At 69.5% G+C, this 16,232-nt stretch carries 15 protein-coding genes; 9 read left to right on the top strand and 6 right to left on the bottom strand.

Annotation, left to right across the window (positions count from 1 at the left end; translation table 11 throughout):
* Positions 1-114 precede the first annotated feature (114 nt).
* Together TA3x_RS27225 and TA3x_RS27230 are read left to right on the top strand one after the other, a co-directional pair.
* Entirely contained in the window at positions 115-978 is an 864-nt protein-coding gene (locus TA3x_RS27225) for a sugar phosphate isomerase/epimerase family protein (RefSeq protein ID WP_435017825.1), read from the top strand.
* A 107-nt stretch (positions 979-1,085) separates the two neighbouring features.
* Complete coding sequence (locus tag TA3x_RS27230; RefSeq protein WP_435017826.1) at positions 1,086-1,565, top strand: BON domain-containing protein; 480 nt, start codon at positions 1,086-1,088, stop codon at positions 1,563-1,565.
* A gap of 133 nt (positions 1,566-1,698) precedes the next feature.
* Here the strand turns inward: TA3x_RS27230 and TA3x_RS27235 are convergent, their stop codons facing one another.
* From TA3x_RS27235 to TA3x_RS27245, 3 genes are all read right to left on the bottom strand, one after another.
* Positions 1,699-2,121: an ArsR/SmtB family transcription factor gene (locus TA3x_RS27235; protein WP_435017827.1), complete on the bottom strand. Its 423-nt coding sequence runs from the start codon at positions 2,119-2,121 to the stop codon at positions 1,699-1,701.
* Between the two features lie 322 nt (positions 2,122-2,443).
* Positions 2,444-2,812 (bottom strand): hypothetical protein, encoded by a 369-nt coding sequence (locus TA3x_RS27240; RefSeq protein ID WP_435017828.1) that lies wholly within the window; start codon positions 2,810-2,812, stop codon positions 2,444-2,446.
* Positions 2,813-2,815: 3 nt separating this feature from the next.
* On the bottom strand, positions 2,816-3,586 hold the full coding sequence (locus tag TA3x_RS27245) for a hypothetical protein (RefSeq protein WP_435017829.1): 771 nt from the start codon (positions 3,584-3,586) through the stop codon (positions 2,816-2,818).
* Positions 3,587-3,910: 324 nt separating this feature from the next.
* On the opposite strand from TA3x_RS27245, the gene thrC reads away from it, so the two are divergent.
* The 7 genes from thrC to TA3x_RS27280 all read left to right on the top strand — a co-directional run bounded on the left by thrC (position 3,911) and on the right by TA3x_RS27280 (position 11,921).
* On the top strand, positions 3,911-5,356 hold the full coding sequence (gene thrC, locus TA3x_RS27250) for a threonine synthase (RefSeq protein WP_435017830.1): 1,446 nt from the start codon (positions 3,911-3,913) through the stop codon (positions 5,354-5,356).
* Between the two features lie 54 nt (positions 5,357-5,410).
* Positions 5,411-6,202 carry a 4-hydroxy-tetrahydrodipicolinate reductase gene (gene dapB, locus TA3x_RS27255; RefSeq protein WP_435017831.1) on the top strand — a complete coding sequence of 264 codons (792 nt, stop codon included), beginning with the start codon at positions 5,411-5,413 and terminating at the stop codon, positions 6,200-6,202.
* A gap of 14 nt (positions 6,203-6,216) precedes the next feature.
* On the top strand, positions 6,217-6,579 hold the full coding sequence (locus tag TA3x_RS27260; protein ID WP_435017832.1) for a hypothetical protein: 363 nt from the start codon (positions 6,217-6,219) through the stop codon (positions 6,577-6,579).
* Positions 6,580-6,611: 32 nt separating this feature from the next.
* Positions 6,612-7,103 (top strand): cyclic-phosphate processing receiver domain-containing protein, encoded by a 492-nt coding sequence (locus TA3x_RS27265; protein WP_435017833.1) that lies wholly within the window; start codon positions 6,612-6,614, stop codon positions 7,101-7,103.
* A 198-nt stretch (positions 7,104-7,301) separates the two neighbouring features.
* Complete coding sequence (locus TA3x_RS27270) at positions 7,302-7,871, top strand: Pycsar system effector family protein (protein WP_435017834.1); 570 nt, start codon at positions 7,302-7,304, stop codon at positions 7,869-7,871.
* Between the two features lie 13 nt (positions 7,872-7,884).
* Positions 7,885-10,674, top strand: coding sequence for a tetratricopeptide repeat protein (locus tag TA3x_RS27275; protein ID WP_435017835.1), 2,790 nt, complete (start codon positions 7,885-7,887; stop codon positions 10,672-10,674).
* Positions 10,675-10,985: 311 nt separating this feature from the next.
* Positions 10,986-11,921 carry a UDP-glucuronic acid decarboxylase family protein gene (locus TA3x_RS27280; RefSeq protein WP_435017836.1) on the top strand — a complete coding sequence of 312 codons (936 nt, stop codon included), beginning with the start codon at positions 10,986-10,988 and terminating at the stop codon, positions 11,919-11,921.
* 49 nt (positions 11,922-11,970) lie between these two features.
* Here TA3x_RS27280 and TA3x_RS27285 read toward each other — a convergent pair whose 3' ends face one another.
* Genes TA3x_RS27285 through TA3x_RS27295 form a run of 3 tightly spaced genes read right to left on the bottom strand, consistent with a single transcriptional unit; the run spans position 11,971 to position 15,707 of the window.
* Complete coding sequence (locus TA3x_RS27285) at positions 11,971-13,053, bottom strand: basic secretory protein-like protein (RefSeq protein ID WP_435017837.1); 1,083 nt, start codon at positions 13,051-13,053, stop codon at positions 11,971-11,973.
* A 55-nt stretch (positions 13,054-13,108) separates the two neighbouring features.
* Positions 13,109-14,053 carry an ankyrin repeat domain-containing protein gene (locus TA3x_RS27290; RefSeq protein ID WP_435017838.1) on the bottom strand — a complete coding sequence of 315 codons (945 nt, stop codon included), beginning with the start codon at positions 14,051-14,053 and terminating at the stop codon, positions 13,109-13,111.
* Positions 14,054-14,105: 52 nt separating this feature from the next.
* Positions 14,106-15,707 carry a phytoene desaturase family protein gene (locus TA3x_RS27295; RefSeq protein ID WP_435017839.1) on the bottom strand — a complete coding sequence of 534 codons (1,602 nt, stop codon included), beginning with the start codon at positions 15,705-15,707 and terminating at the stop codon, positions 14,106-14,108.
* Positions 15,708-16,232 lie beyond the last annotated feature (525 nt).

The following is a 16,232-nucleotide window of genomic DNA, read 5'->3' on the forward strand; positions in this document are numbered from 1 at the left end:
CCCGGAAGGTGATTTTCGGGCCGAAGCGGATCGCCAACCGGGGGCGCGGCGGCTATCATCGGCGGGCGACCGTCCTGCATTTTCGACCCAACGACCCGCCCGACAGGTGCCGCCGTGTACCAGACCACGAACAGCGCGACCCCCTCCGTATCCAAGCTCGCCCCGGGCGTTTGCAGCTGGAGCCTCCAGGTCGGCAGCATCGCCGAGCTGAAGCGGCTGCTCGACGGCCTGGGCACCTCGGTCACCCAGATCGCCTGCGGCGACCCGCACCATGCGAGCTGGTCCGAGGGGGACGCGATGCCGGAGGCGGCGCTGGCCTCGGGCCTCACCTTCACCGGGGCCATGCTCGGGTTCCCGGGGGAAGATTATACGACGCCCGAGACGATCAAGCAGACCGGCGGGTTCGGCAACCCCGCCACCCGCGCCGAGCGGCTCGACCGGCTCCGCTGGGGCCTGGAACGGACGGTCGCCCTGGGGCTGACCGACCTGACCCTGCACGCCGGGTTCCTTCCCGAGATCGGGTCGCCCGACCGGCCGGCGATGCTGGACACGCTGGCGAAGGCCGGGGGGCTCGCCGCCGAGAAGGGGGTGACGCTCGCCTTCGAGACCGGCCAGGAGACGGCCGAACTGCTCCGCGCCACGCTCGACGACCTCCGGGCGCCCAACCTCAAGGTGAACTTCGACCCGGCCAACATGCTCCTCTACGACATGGGCGACCCGATCCGGGCGGTCGAGATCCTCGGCCCCGACATCCGCAGCGTCCACGTCAAGGATGCGAAGCGGCCGACCGTGCCGGGCCAGTGGGGCCAGGAGGTCCCGCTGGGCGAGGGGGAGGTCGACATCCCTCGCTTCCTCAAGGCCCTCCGGGATGCCGGGTACGCCGGCCCGTTGGTGGTCGAGCGCGAGGTCGGCGACCAGGCCGGGCGGCTCCGCGACGTCGCCCACGGGCTGGAGCTGCTCCGCCGGCTCTCCGGGTAATCCCCGGGCCTCGGTCCGCGATTTGCCCCTGGGTCTCCCCGTCGAAACGACGCAACGCATCGATTGGAGCGATGCCGGTTCGTCATGTTCCCCGGGGAGATTCAGCCATGCGACGCATGATCATCCGCCGCACCGTCCCGGCCGTCGCCGTCGCGACCCTGGCCTTCGCCTGGGCCGGGCACGCGCAGGAGCCGGGCGTCGGCCAGAAGGCCGGCGAGAAGCTCGACGCGACGATCCAGGACATCAAGGGGGGCCTGAACAAGGCGGGATCGGCGATCAAGGATCGTTTCGCCCAGGCCAAGACCTCGGCGAGCAACCTCGGCGTCGAGGCCCGCATCTACAGCCGTTTGCAATGGGACAAGTCGCTCGCCGACAGCCTGATCGAGCTGACCAGCGAGGAGGCGGGGGTTTTCATCCTGTCCGGTCAAGTCGCGGACGAGGCCGCCCGGCAGCGGGCCGTCAACCTGGCGGAGACGACCGTGGGCGTGACCCGGGTCGACGATCGGCTCTCGATCCGCCCGGCGGGCACCCCGTCGCCTGCCCCGGCGAAATCCAAGAACAGGGCGGCGAAGCCCGCCCGGCCGTGAACGGCACGCGGTAGGCGAGGGATCTCGCTTTCGAAACGACCAATGGCCCATTGCCACCGGAAGTCCGGGGGCGGTGGGCCATCGACGCTTGTATCCTTCCGAGATCGGGCCTTCCGTGGGCCGGCCGTCCCGATCAGTTGACGATCGAGTTCACGACCTCGGCCAGCTCGCGACCGGCCTCGGTCAGGCCGTAGAAGTTATGCTTGCCGGAGCGCCGCGGCTCGATCAGTCGGCCGTGGCGGAGCAGGGCGAGGTGGTGGCTGACGGCGGGCTGGCTCTGGGTGCCCAAGTCGGCGCACAGCTCGGAGACGTTCCGCTCCTTCTCGCACAAAAGCATCAAGACCTGGAGACGGGTCGGATCGGAGACCTGCTTCAGCAGGTCCGCGACGCGGCGGATCTCCGGCGAGGGGCGCGTCTGCTGGACCGGCTTGGCCGGGGCGGGCGCCGCCTTGGCGGGGGTCGTCTTCGCGGCCGTTGCCTTGGCCGGTGCCGATTTCGCGGCAGCCTTGGTCCCCGTCCCCTTAGCGGAAGGCGTCTTGGCCGGACTAGAAGCCATGAAAATCCTCAATTCTGGTTGATAGAAACACGTACCGAAAATGCTGAAATCAGACTGCTTGGGGGGGGACGCCACAGCTAGCCGTTTCAAATAATATGTTACTTTACAACGCCGTCAACCCTGTTGGCGGGCAAATCCCTATTCTTGTCCCTTCCCAGCCGGAATGTTTGTCGGATTCCCACCCTATATTCCATCCATCGATCAGGGCACGCAGCCCGGGCTCCCCGCGGTCACGCACGAGACGATACACATTTGAACAAAAATTGTTCATCAAGATTTCCCGCCCGGCGGGGGGCGGGGGCCGTCCCCCGCCCCCCGCCGGTCAGGCGATCGCCCCGATCGACCCTTCCCATCCGGCGAGTTCGACGCAGCGGAGGCAGTCCGGCCGCCAGACTTCGGCCGGCCGATCGGGGTGGCCGCAGAGCCTCGGCTCGGCCCCGCAGCCGCAGGCGCCCGCGCCATGGGGGCAGAGGTCGGCGTCGATCCGACCGATGTCCCCGGGATCGGTCGGCGGCCGCCCCCCCGGGTCGCGAAGCGATAGTCGGCGGAGCTGCGCCGCCCGGCCGGGCTTCCCCCGACGGATGTCATCGCAGACCGGGGGGTGGATCAGGCCCAGGCAGGTGCGGCCGGGGGCCACGGGACAGGCGTCGCAGGGCGGGGCGGCGGCCCCGGCCCGGTCGGGATTCCTCATGGATCACCCCGAGATCACGAATTTGCCGTTGAACCGGACCCCCGGCTGGGTCTGCCCCACGCTCAGGAGGAACGGGCTGCAGAAGTTCACCGGGTTGCGGCTCCCCATCGCCCAGTTGTAGATCTGCCCAGGGGCCTGCCAGAGCCCCCCGCCGAACTGCCCGATCCCCAGGGAATACTGCGAGGAGAAGCAGGACAGGCGGTAGTAATCGGTGAACCCATAGTCGTCAACCCAGGCGGTCGTGCTGTAATATCCCGGCCCGGGGAATGAAGACTGGGAGATATATCCGGGGGCAACGAAATAATACGATAACGAGCAGGATTGGAATGCATTGCCATAGGTGTGGGCATTTTCTCCATTGCCATAAATGACGGTCAGGCTGAGCGAGGCGGGGGTCCCCTGGCAGAAGCACCCGGGGATGCCGATCGCGATCGGGGCGGCGGCCGAGGACCGGGGCCGCTCGGCGACCCACCGATGGTCCGCGTACCGGCAGATCAGGTACTCCCCCCGGGCCGGCAGCGCCGGGCCGAGCAGGAGGACGGGCACCGCGGTCGATTCGTCGACGGACACCGCCCCCGGCCCCCCCTCGGCCTCCGCCCCCATGACGGTGGCGGGGTTGACCAGGAGGAACCGGCCCACGCCGATCTTCGAGGCGTCCGAGGCCACCCTCCCGAGGAACGAGGGCGGGTCGTCGGCCCGGATGTCCAGGCCCCCGCGGCCGCGGACCTCCTCGCGAATCCGCAACCGTTTGAAATCGTCCGACGTCTCATGCATGGCGGCAGCCCCGGCCCAGGCCCGTATCCCGATCGCCCCGGTCGGCGCCGGCCCGATGCCGCCGCGAGGGGCTCCCCCGACATATTCAGGATGGAGGGTGCCCCGCTAACTGAGTTTTTTCCGGAATCGCGCATTATTTCGCGATGGGCCACCGGCGGTCGGGCGCGTCCCGGGACCGGGAACGACCCATTTCGGCTTGTCTCGGCCCCCGGCACGGGGGTAGAGTGGATGGTTAAGGGGAACCCGACACGGCCAGGGTGAAGGCCCCTTCGTCGGGCCGTCGGCCCGAAACCCGACCGGAACCAGCCCCCGAGAGTGGTCCCGATGTCCGTGCTCGCCTCCACGCAGACCGACCTGGCTTACCAGCAGTGCCTCAACCCGTCCTGCCGGACCACCCTCTCGGTGGACCAGACGGCCTGGGCCTGCCCCGAATGCGGCGACCTGCTGGACGTCGTGTACGACTGGGATCGCTTGCCGGTCCCGCGACGGCTGTCCGACTTCGAGTCCCGCTGGTCGCGGCGGCTGGAGCCGCTGAACTTCTCGGGCGTGTGGCGGTTCCGCGACCTGCTCCCGTTCGCCCCCGAAGACAAGATCGTGACGATCGGCGAGGGGCAGACGCTGCTGGCCGCCGCCGACAAGGTGGGCCGCTACGTCGGGCTCAACGCCGGCGGATTGAAGCTCCAGTACGAGGGGATGAACCCGTCGGGCAGCTTCAAGGATAACGGGATGACCGCCGCGTTCACCCACGCGCGGATGGTCAATGCCCGCCGGGTGGCCTGCGCCAGCACGGGGAACACCTCGGCGGCGCTGGCGGTCTACTGCTCGGCCACGCCCTACGGCTTCAAGGCGATCATCTTCATCGGCTCGGGCAAGATCGCCTACGGCAAGCTGGCCCAGGCGCTCGACCACGGCGCCCTGACGATCCAGATCGCCGGGGACTTCGACGATGCCATGGAGCGGGTCCGGCAGGTCGCCGACCGCCTCGGCATCTACCTGATGAACTCGATCAACCCCTTCCGCCTGGAAGGGCAGAAGACGATCATGTTCCGGGTGCTGGAGGCCCTGGCCTGGGAGCCCCCCGACTGGATCGTCGTGCCCGGCGGCAACCTGGGCAACTCCAGCGCGTTCGGCAAGGCGTTCATCGAGCTGAAGCACCTCGGCCTGATCGACCGCGTCCCCCGGCTGGCGGTCATCAACGCCGCCGGCGCCCGGACGCTCGACGAGCTGGTCGGGGCCCACAAGATGTCGTGGCTCGAAGGGCTGCCCGACATGAACGTGGCCCACACCTATTACGGGAAGCTCGACGCGGCCGGTGCCAAGGCGTCGACCATCGCCTCGGCGATCGAGATCAACCGCCCGGTGAACCTCAAGAAGTGCCTGCGGGCCCTGGACTTCTGCGGCGGCGTGGTCCGTCAGGTCTCGGACCAGGAGATCATGGACGCCAAGGCCCAGGTCGGGGCCGGCGGGCTGGGGTGCGAGCCCGCCAGCGCCGCCAGCGTGGCCGGCGCCCGCAAGCTCCGCGAGGAAGGGATCATCGCACCGAGCGATTCCGTGGTCTGCATCCTGACCGGCCACCAGCTCAAGGACCCGACCGCGACGGTCGCCTACCACGGCACCGACCGGGAGAACTTCGAGAAGGTCCTGGGCAGCCGCGGCGTGCTCCGCGCCGGGTTCGCCAACCGGCCGATCGTGGTGCCCAACGACCTCGACGACATCATCCGCTCGATCGCCCTGTATTCCGACTCCGGGCCGGACGCGGCCGGCCACTGATCCGGGCCGCGACCGCCGGCCCGTTCCCTCTCCCTTCGCAAAGGACGGACTCCGTTGGCCTCGCAACCGCTCCTCGTCGCCATCCACGGCGCCACCGGCCGGATGGGGACGCGGCTGATCCAGCTCATCGAAGCCGACCCGGCCCTGAAGCTCACCGCCGCGATCGATCGCGGCGAGCACCCCGACCAGGGCAAGGACGTCGGCCCGCTGGTCGGCCTGGGCCCGCAGGGCGTCCCCCTGTCGGCCGGCCTGGACGTCCCGGTCGACGTGGCGATCGACTTCTCCCTGCCGGTCGCCGGCCTCCCGTTCGCCCGCGCGTGCGCCGAGCGGGGCGTGCCCCTGGTGATCGGCACCACAGGCTTCGAGCCCGAGCAGAAAAAGGAGCTGGAGGGACTGGGCGCGCGGATCCCGATCCTGCTGTCCCCCAACCTCAGCCGCGCCGTCAACCTCCTGATGAAGCTGGTCGGCGAGGCCGCCCGGGCGCTCGGGGATTCGGCGGACATCGAGATCGTCGAGCGGCACCACCACTTCAAGAAGGATGCCCCCAGCGGCACGGCGCTGCGGCTGGCGGAGATCGCCGCCGCCGCGATCGGCTCGAACAGGTTCGCCCACGGCCGCGAGGGGGTGATCGGCGAGCGTCCCAGGGGGGAGATCGGCCTCCACGCCCTCCGCACCGGCGACAACCCCGGCGAGCACACCGTGGTCTTCGGCCTGATGGGCGAATGCCTGGAGCTGTCTCACAGGGCGCTCAACCGCGACGGGTTCGCCCTGGGGGCCCTGGACGCCGCCAAGTTCCTGGCCGGCAAGCCGCCGAAGGCCTACACGATGGCCGACCTGCTGGGCTGAGCGAGGAGGCCACGATGGTCCGCTGCGAGACCGGCTACCTGTGCGACGTCTGCGGCGAGGAGGTCGAGAACCTCGACGAGTCGGACCTCTACCTCCGGTTCGTCCTGGGGGAGGTCGACCCCGAGACGCTGCACCAGGCGGCCGAGCGGCACCTCCGCTGCAACCCGAGCCTGTCCCAGTTCATCGTGGCCGAGGGGTTCGCCCCCGTGATGGCCGAGGGGTTCTTCGCCAAGGACCAGCTCGACCCCGAGTTCGTGGCCCGGGAAGAAGCCCGCGTGACCCGGGGCTACCTCCGGCTCCGCGAGCTGATGGGCCTCGACGTCCCGATCACCGAGTACCCCCTGCCCGAGGCCCGCGCCCGGTGGCAGGCGGGCTGACCCCCCTCCCCCCCCACCCAGATCGTCCCGCCGTGGCCACACACCTCCGCCGCCTGTTCCTGGATGACGACCCCGCGCGGGCCGATGTGTTCCTCGGGCTCTACCCCGACGCCGTCTGGGTCGAGACCGTGCCCGAGTGCGTGGAGAAGCTGGCCGAATCGTGGGACGAGGTCCACCTCGACCACGACCTCGGCGGCGAGGTCTACGTCGACGACGGGCGCGAGGACTGCGGGATGGAGGTGATCCGCTGGCTCGACCGCGACCCTCCCGAACACCTCCGGTCGGCCCGGTTCATCGTGCACAGCCACAACCAGCACGCCGCGTTCGTGATGGTCCTCCGGCTCAAGGCGATGGGGTATCGGGCCGAGGCCCGGCCGTTCGGCATCGACCCGCCCGGGTCCGAGGCCCCGACGGCGCGGCCCTGGGATCGGGCCCGGGACCTGCTCCGGCGGATCCGCGGCCTGCCCCCCCTCGACGACCCCGCCCCGGAGCCCGACCCCGACTCGCCCGACTGGATCCCCTGACGACTCGGATCCGGGCCCCGGTCGGCCCGGAAAGTCGTGAAGTCGAAGTCACGCCCACACGGTTCGAGCATCGCCGCAGGGAGGCCGGAGGCCACGCCGTGATTTTTCGGGATCTCCCGGGACGCTCGCCTGATACATTGATCATATGACACGCCATGCGGCGTGGACCCGCCGGTTCCCCCCTGCCGAGTCGACGTCATGGCCGAGCATCCCCCTGATCACGATCCGACGATACCCACACCTCTCCCCCTATCAGGGCGGTGCGCCGAGGCGACGGAACATCTCTGGAAAACGCTCCAGGGCATCAACGAATGGATCCGGTTCGCCGACGCCAAGGCAGGGGCGGTCCTCACCGCCAACGGGGTCCTCGCGACGCTCGCGGCCGGGGTGATCGAGAAGCAATCCGACCTCTTGTCGAAGTATCAAAGTCTCAAGATCGTCACGCTGATCTGCGGACTTGCCCTGCTCTTGTCCTCGATCGCCTGCGTGAAGTGCCTTTATCCCCGAGTCAGGGTCAAGGGGGAGATCCGCTCTCTACTCTTCTTCCATCACATCGCCACCGTATACGCCGACCCGCCCCGTTACCTCGACAAAGCCAGAGAGTTGAGCGAGCCGGACATGGCATTTCGTGAGGTTGGCACACAGGTCTGGGCCAATTCACGGGTCGCCCGGGAGAAACACAGGGAGGTCGCCTTCGCCATCGGAGCCACCGGGGCGAGCCTATTCGTGTCGCTGTCGGTCTGGATCATCGCCATCCTCGTCCGATGAAAGGAGATGTCGCGTGTCCGGGCCACCTGCCTACCCGATCGGCAACGTCACATTCCTCTTCACCGACGTCGAAAACTCGACCGTCATGACCAATCGCCTCGAGCGGCTCGGCCGCCGGGGCATCTACGAGGCGGTGCTCCAGGAGCCCCAGCGGGAGCGGCTCAAGGCCGAGGCCGAAAGTCGCCGCGGCTTCGAGATCCAGCGCAACGGCGATGGCCATCTGTTCGTCTTCCAGAAGGCCGCCGACGCCCTCGCCTGCGTCGTCGCCTTCCAGCGCTCCCTCCTGGCCGACCCGATCGCCCATCGCGAAGGGGATGAGGCATTCGCGCTCCGCGTCCGGGCGGGCGTCCACACCGCCCAACTGCAGCGCGATCCGAAGCCCCTGGAGAATGGCCTGGTCGAGTATCCCGGGGCGGACACCAGCTTCGCCTTTCGGGTGATGAGCCTGGGCCAGGGCGGGCAGGTCCTCGCCTCCGAGAGCACGGCGATGGAAGCGATGAGCCTCGGGGCCTACCGCCTCCACCCCTGGACCAACCGGCTCCTGAAGAGCTTCGAAGACAGGGCCTATACCGTCCACGAAATCCTCTACGACGAGGGCCAGACGCCGCGCGAGCCGGGGATGCAGTGGCTGCCCGACTGGTATCAGGCCGAGAAGAAACTCTACATCGAACGTCCCGCCAAGGAGGCCGAGGTCATCGAGCAGTTCCTGCGGAAGGCCCCCGGCCCGGGCGCGTCGTTCGCGGGCCGGGCCGCCGCGAGGGACGGCCATCGGATCGTGACCATCAAGGGCGAGGGGGGGATGGGCAAGTCGAGACTCGCCGTCGCCTGCGCCGCCAAGGTGGCCGACCTGTTCCCCGACGGCGTCCACTTCGTCCCGTTGGTCCTAGTCGAACCCGACGAGAATGCGGTGGCCGAGGCGATCGGCCGGGCCCTCGGGCTGGGGAACCAGGAATCCCGGCCGGATTCGGTCCTGGACTACCTCCGCCCCAGAACCCTCCTCCTGATCCTCGACAACTACGAATCGATGACCCCGCCGGCCGACGACCCCGAGCCGAGGGTCGCCCGCTATCTGGGCCGGCTGATCGCCGGGGCAAACAACCTTCGCCTGCTCGTGACAGGCCGCTCGCCGGTCAAGATCCGGGATGTCGAGAAGGTCATCCTCCTCGACGACGGCATGGAAGACCAGGAGGCGCTCGACCTGTTCCTGGACCGCGCCCGCCTCCGGTGGGACGATGACCGCGAGTTGACCGACGCCGAGCGGCCCCACTGGGTTCGCATCCGGGACCTGACCGCCAGGATCCCCTTGGCGCTCGAACTTGCCGCGGCCTGGGTCGAATACGCCGAACTCCGGGAGATCGCCGACGGCCTCGCCAGGACGCCGCTCGGCGCCGAAACCGGACTCCCGCCCGGCGATATCCGGTTCGACAGCGAGGTCGCCCGGAGCCGCCACGATACCTTGACCCGCTCCTTCGACTGGTCCTTCAACCTGCTCGGCAAGACCGCCGGGCCGGCGGCCCAATCCTTGTTCGCGGCCTGCGGGCTGTTCGCCGACTCGTTCGACGCCCCCACCCTGGCGACCATCGCCGCCGACCCGGCGGCCCGCAAGCACCTCATCCACCTCCAGGATGCGTCGCTCGTCCGTCGCGAGCCCGGCGCCGGCGCCACCCGCTACAACCTCCACCGCTTCGCACGCGAATACGCCCTTCAGCGCCTCGCCGCATTTTTGACGGCCGACGCCACCCGAGGACGGTTCCTCGCTCACTACGTCGCGTTGGTCAGGGCGAATGCATCCGACCCGAATCACCGCGACGGTTACCTGCTGCTCGACCAGGAATGGCGCAACGCCCTCGCCGCCTCCCAACTCGCCGGATCCGTCCCGGGCGGGCCGTCGCTCCTGTCCATGCACTCGCTCGGGGAATACTTCCTCTCGAGAGGACTTTGGTCCGAGGCGGAGAGCCTTTACCTTCGTTGCCTGGCGATCACCCAGGTCACCTCTCCCCGTTCCAATGAGGGTAGCATCTGGAACAACCTGGGCAACGTCTATCAACTCCAGGGCCGGTACGACGAGGCGCTGGAGGCCCTCGGACAGGATCTCGCCATCTGCCGCGAGTACAAGGACCGCGTCGGCGAGGGCCGGACGCTCGGCAACATGGGCATCGTCTACCAACTCCAGGGCCGGTACGACGAGGCGCTGGAGGCCCTCGAACAGGATCTCGCCATCTGCCGCGAGTACAAGGATCGCGTCGGCGAGGGCCGGGCGCTCGGCAACATGGCCGGCGTCTATCGGCTCCAGGGCCGGCACGACGAGGCGCTGGAGGCCCTCGGACAGGATCTCGCCATCTGCCGCGAGTACAAGGACCGCGTCGGCGAGGGCCAGACGCTCGGCAACATGGGCGTCGTCTATCGGCTCCAGGGCCGGCACGACGAGGCGCTGGAGGCCCTCGGACAGGATCTCGCCATCTGCCGCGAGTACAAGGACCGCGTCGGCGAGGGCCAGACGCTCGGCAACATGGCCGGCGTCTACCAACTCCAGGGCCGGTATGAGGAGGCGTTGGATGCCCTCGGCCGAAGTCTCGCCATCCGCCGCGAGTACAAGGACGGCATCGGCGAGGGCCAGACGTTGGAAAATCTCGCGATCCTGTTGGAATCCAGGGGACGACGGACTGAAGCGATCCAGTGGGCCCGGCAGGCGGTGGCAGTACTACGAACGACCGAGGCGAAGGCGGCCTGCGAGAAGGCGCTGCGGACGCTCAAATGGTTGGAAGTATTGGCCGCAGCGGATACGGGCGCCGTGGATGGATGACCCAAGGGTACGCCAAGGTCGGTGCGTGAGGGCAAGCTCCCGCCCGGGATGAAGCGGATTCTCGATGGTGGGGAGCGAGATCCAGGAAAGATGGGACTCGAAGGAGCGAGGCGGAGCGATCCGCTGGCCGGCACCGATCCGAATTCCGCAACCCCTCCGACCCAGGCTTGCCGCGCTCATCGCCATCCGAGCCTTGCCCGGCCTGGGAGGGGTTCCCCGTGCCGACGGCGGGATCGGTTGCCAAGACCCACCGCCGGGATGTAAGGTATTGCTCGCGTATTGGCTTCGATGGGAACCGATGGGAGACCGGGATGGCACGGACGGTGATCACGGGCGGTGCGGGATTCGTCGGCTCACACCTTTGCGAGCGGTTCCTGGCGGAAGGTGACGACGTCGTCTGCGTCGACAACCTCCTGACCGGCAACCGCAAGAACATCGCCCACCTGGAAGGCAACCCGCACTTCGAGTTCCTCGAACACAACGTCTCCGAGACGATCAAGATCGACGGCGCGGTCGACCACATCCTCCACTTCGCCAGCCCGGCCAGCCCGGCCGACTACCTGGCCCACCCCATCGCCACCCTCAAGGTCGGCTCGCTGGGCACCCACAACGCCCTGGGGCTGGCCAAGGAGAAGGGGGCCCGGTTCCTCATGGCCAGCACGTCGGAGATCTACGGCGATCCCGACATCCACCCCCAGCGCGAGGATTACTGGGGCAACGTCAACACGATCGGCCCCCGGGGCTGCTACGACGAGGCCAAGCGGTTCGCCGAGGCCATCACCATGGCCTACCACCGCTACCACGGCATCCCCACCCGGATCGTCCGGATCTTCAACACCTACGGCCCCCGGATGCGGCTCAACGACGGCCGCGTGCTGCCCGCCTTCATGGGCCAGGTGCTCCGCGGCGAGCCGCTGTCGGTCTACGGCGAGGGGGACCAGACCCGGTCGTTCTGCTACGTGACCGACCTCGTGGACGGGATCTACCGCCTGCTCCACTCCGACTTCGCCGAGCCGGTGAACATCGGCAACCCGTCGGAGATCACCGTGCTGGAGCTGGCCAAGGAGATCATCGCCATGGTGCCCGGCACCAAGAGCACGATCACCTACCACCCCCTGCCCCAGGACGACCCCCGCCGCCGCCGCCCCGACATCACCCGGGCCCAGACCATCCTCGGCTGGAACCCCACCATCGACCGCGCCGACGGCCTGAAGCGGACCCTCGAATACTTCCGCTCGGTGCTCTGAACCCAAGGCCGACGGGGCCGGGCAAACCCGGGCCCCGTCGGCTCGTCGGTCAGTTGGCCTCGGCCTTCTTGCGGGGCTCCCGACGCGGCAGGGTCGCCCGCCATTCCTCGTCGAGTTCCTTGAGATCCTTGCCGGTCAGCTCGCGGAAGGCCTCGTCGGAGTAGCGGCCCTCGCGCATCCGGCGGTTCATCTCGGTGATGAGGGTCGGGGCGTACTTCTCCTTGACGAAGGCCAGGAACCGGGCCGAGGTCCGGTAGCTGTCGTTGTAGCGGGCCCGGGCGCCGTTGATCGGGCCGATCGCGTCGGCGGGCTCGAACTCGAAGAACCGGATGTAGTCGGCCAGCCCCTCGACGAGCCAGCCCGGGTTGCGCCGGCTCCGGTAATTCTGGATGATGTGGACGGTCTCGTGGATCATCGACCCGAGGTCGTCGGGGTGGTCCTTGTAGTACTTGACCGACCCGGTGATCCGGCCGCCGCCGGCCGCGGCCACGCCCTTGTAGTCGTTGCTGAGGACCAGCTTCACCCTCTGCGTCGGCTTGAACCCGTCGCTGGGCAGTTCGTCGACCAGCCGGGGATACCAGGCTTCGCAGAGCAGGGCGACCTTCTCGGCCCACTCCTTCAGCTCGGGGGCGTCGGCGACGTCCACCGTGTACTCGACCGGGTGCCGGAAGACGGCGACCGCCGGGTCGGACTCGATCTTGATCTCGCGGATCGCCAGGGGGTGATCCTGGTCCTTGGTCGGCTTGATCCGGATCGCCTTGATCGGCGGGCCGTCGAACTTGGCCGCGAGGGCGCCGTCGACGAACGGCTGCGGCTGGCCGAACGCCTCGCCGTCGGCCGAGACCTCCAACTGGCCGGCGTCGAGCTTGCCTTCCCCGCCCGGCTTGCCGGTGGTGACCGACACCGACCGGATCGTCACCGGCTTGTCGAAGGTGAGGGTGAAATGGTCCGAGGCGGCGGCCTTGTCGGCCTGGAAATACGACTCGGCATCGCCGTCGAAGGCGAACTGGCGGATCTGGCCGGAGGCGGTCGGCATCGACGAGCGTGCCGAGGCCGCCACCGGATCGGCGGCGTTCGCCAGGCAGGGGACGGAAAGGGCGAACAGGAAGCCGAGCTTGGTCGTGGGATTCATCGAGGCTCCAGCGGGAAAGTGATGCGTCAGGGTTGAGGATCGCCCGAAAGTCTGCTCAAAACATGCCGAACTCCCGCTCCAGGATCCCCCGGGCGTCCGGGACATCCTGGTACGCGGCATGGTCGAAGGCCGTCAGGCCATCGGCAGCCGCCAGGTAGGGGTCGGCGCCGGCGGCGAGCAGGGCGTCGACGGCCCCCGGGGCGTCCGCGAGGACGGCCCGGATCAACGGCGTCGCCTCGTCGTCGAAATCGCGGGCATCGGGGTCGGCCCCGTGCCGGAGCAACGCCTCGACGACCGGCCCATTCCCCCGATGGGCGGCCCGCCACAGGGCCGTCCGGCCCCGCTCGTCGCGGGCATCGACGGCCGCGCCGGCCTCGATCAGCAGGGGGATGAGGCCCGCCCGCCCCGCCTCGGCGGCCGCGTGGAGGGCCGTCCGGCGTTCCTCCCCGGTCCGGGTGCGGGGGTCGGCGCCGGCGTCGAGGGAGGCGCGCACCGCCCCGGCGTCGCCGGAAGCGGCGGCCCGGTCGAGCGCCTCGTCGGCCGGGCCGGGCCGATCGGGGATCGCCATCTCGGCGCGGAGGCGGAGCCAGGGGCTGGTCAGCGGCGTGAGGTAGGCAACCACCTCGTCATGGCCGCATGCGATGGCGTCATGGAGGGCGCTCCGGCCCCGGCACTCCCAATCGATCTGCGGCTCGACGTCCTCCGCGAGGGCGTCGGGGTTGGCCCCGGCCTCGACGAGCATCCGGGTGATGCCCGGGTGGCCGAGCCTCGCCGCGCTCATCAGAGGCGTGTCGCCGAGTTCATCGGTCATGTTGACGTCGGCCCCGCCCTTGATGAAATCCGCGACCATGTCGGCCCGGCCGAGTTCGACCGCCCGGATGAGGGCCATGATATAGCGTGCCAGGAAAGGCCAGCCCGAGATGAGGCGTCGGAACTCGCCGAGGTCGCCCGCCTCGACCGCTGCATGGAACGCCCGACCGAGGTCATGTGCATCATCCACCCGGATACCCCTGCGATGAATGTGGATTATATGCGCCGGCATCATAAATCAATCATGGCTGGCGCAATACTTCCATGGCCGCATTGCGACCATTCACTGCGATGACGCTGCCCCCGGGGTGGGTGCAGGCGCCGCAGAGGAAGACGCCGGGCATCGGCGTGCGGGGCTTGAGGCGTCGATCCCAGAGGTAGTCGGGCAGGATCTCCCCCTGGAAGATGTGCCCGCCGGTCAGGCCGACCGTCCGCTCGATGTCGGGCGGGCCGAGCACCTGGGCCGCGATCACGGCGTCGGGCAGGTTGGAGCAGAACCGGCCGATCGAGCCCAACGCCAGGGCCTCGACCTCGGCGCGGCGGTCGTCCCAGGTCCCCTGGGCGAAGGCATACGGGACCGACTGCGCGAACACGCTCATGGTGTGGACCCCCTCCGGGGCCACGCTCGGATCGTGGGCGGTCTGGAAGTAGAGTTCGGTCCAGAGCCGGGGGGGCAGGCCCCCGGCGCGGGCGATCGCGTGGAACTCGCGCCATTCCCGCTTGGTCAGCGGCGTGTTGATCTGGCCGAAGTGGTGATCCTGGCGGGTGCCGGGCCGGGCGGTGAAGTTGGGCAGCTCGCGCAGGGCCACGTTCAGCTTGACCGTGCAACCCTCGATCGGCACCGCCTCGACCTGCCGCCTCCAGCCGGGGTCGGCCCCCGCCCCGAGGAGCGCGAGCGTGGCCCGGGGGTCGGCGTTGGACACCACGATCGGGGCCTGGATCCGGTCGCCGCCTTCCAGCTCGACCCCCTCGCCGGGCACGATCCGAGCGACCGGGAAGCCGGACGCGACCACGGCGCCGGCGTCGCGTGCGACGTCGCAGAGGAGGAACGACACCATGCCCATCCCGCCCACCACGTAGCCCCACATCCCGGGCTCGCCGCCCAGGCGCCCCGAGGCGTGGTGGAAGTGGACCGAGGCCGTCCCCGGGTCGTGCGGGCTGGCGTTGGTGCCGATCACCCCCTGCCCCAGGTAGGCCATCTGGATCCGCTCGTCGGAGAGATACCGCTCGACGTATTCGACCATCGACCAGTCGAACAGCATCGACTTCGCCTCGGGGTCGCCGCGCAGGAGGTCCTCGATCCGCTCTCGGGACGGCGCCGGGCCGACCCACAGGTCGCCGTCGCCGTCCGGCCGGAGCGCGTCGCGGAGCCGTCGCTTGACGTCCCCCATCGCCCGCCAGCCGGACAGGTCGTCGGGGTTGAGGCGGCGGATCTCCTCCTCGCACTGGGCGTCGTCCTCGCCGAGTTGCAGCGACGTGCCGTCCTCGAACGGGACGAACATCCCGGCGCTGGCCGGGACCCACCGCAGCCCCCGCGCGGCCAGGCCCAGCTCCTCGATGACCAGCGGGTGCAGCAGGCCGACCAGGTAGGCGCACGGGGAGACGCGGTAGCCCGGCCAGGGCTCGTCCAGGGTGCACGCCCCGCCCACCCGGCGGCGGGACTCCAGGACCAGGACCCGCTTCCCCGCCCGGGCCAGGTACGCCGCGCAGGTCAGGCCGTTGTGGCCGGCCCCCACCACGATCGCGTCCCACGGCCGCGCCGCCATCTCCGCCGCCGACATCGGCGCGGCCAGGACGCCCAAGGTCTCGGCGGCCCGCCCTTCCCCACCCCGACCGATTGCCATCGCCATTCCCCCCGCCCCCGATCCCGGCCGCCGCACGACAAGTCTAACCCGGGGGGGCTGCGGCAGGGAACCGCGACGGCGCGGGCGGGCTCCCGGGCCCCGGAGATCGGCCGCGGGGCCGATGACAGGACCCTGGCACGGCCGCCCCCCGATGGCCGGCCCCGCGGTGATTTTCGACAACGCAGCCGGGACTACCCTCCGCGCGGCCCGGGCCGTCGCGGAATGGCACAGTTTGGCCGACCCAGGGCCGGGGGCGGCCGGCCGACAGGCCCCGGGCGTCGTCGCGTGTTCTCACTTCGATTCCAGGGGGATGAACATCGCCCCCTCCCCGATGCCATCAAGGCCGGGGCTGCGCCGGCGCGTCATGGACAGCCGTCACCCGACTTAAATTGGCGACACTTGCGGGCCGCAGCATGAATGGGGCCGATGGAATTTCTCGCCCTCGCAGCATGAGTTCATGATGCAAGAATTCGACCTCAATTGACGTCAATTACCCCTTGGACTAACATCCTGACACGGCGGACG

The organism is Tundrisphaera macrotermitis (assembly GCF_051175315.1).
In the GTDB taxonomy this organism is placed as follows: Bacteria; Planctomycetota; Planctomycetia; order Isosphaerales; family Isosphaeraceae; genus Tundrisphaera.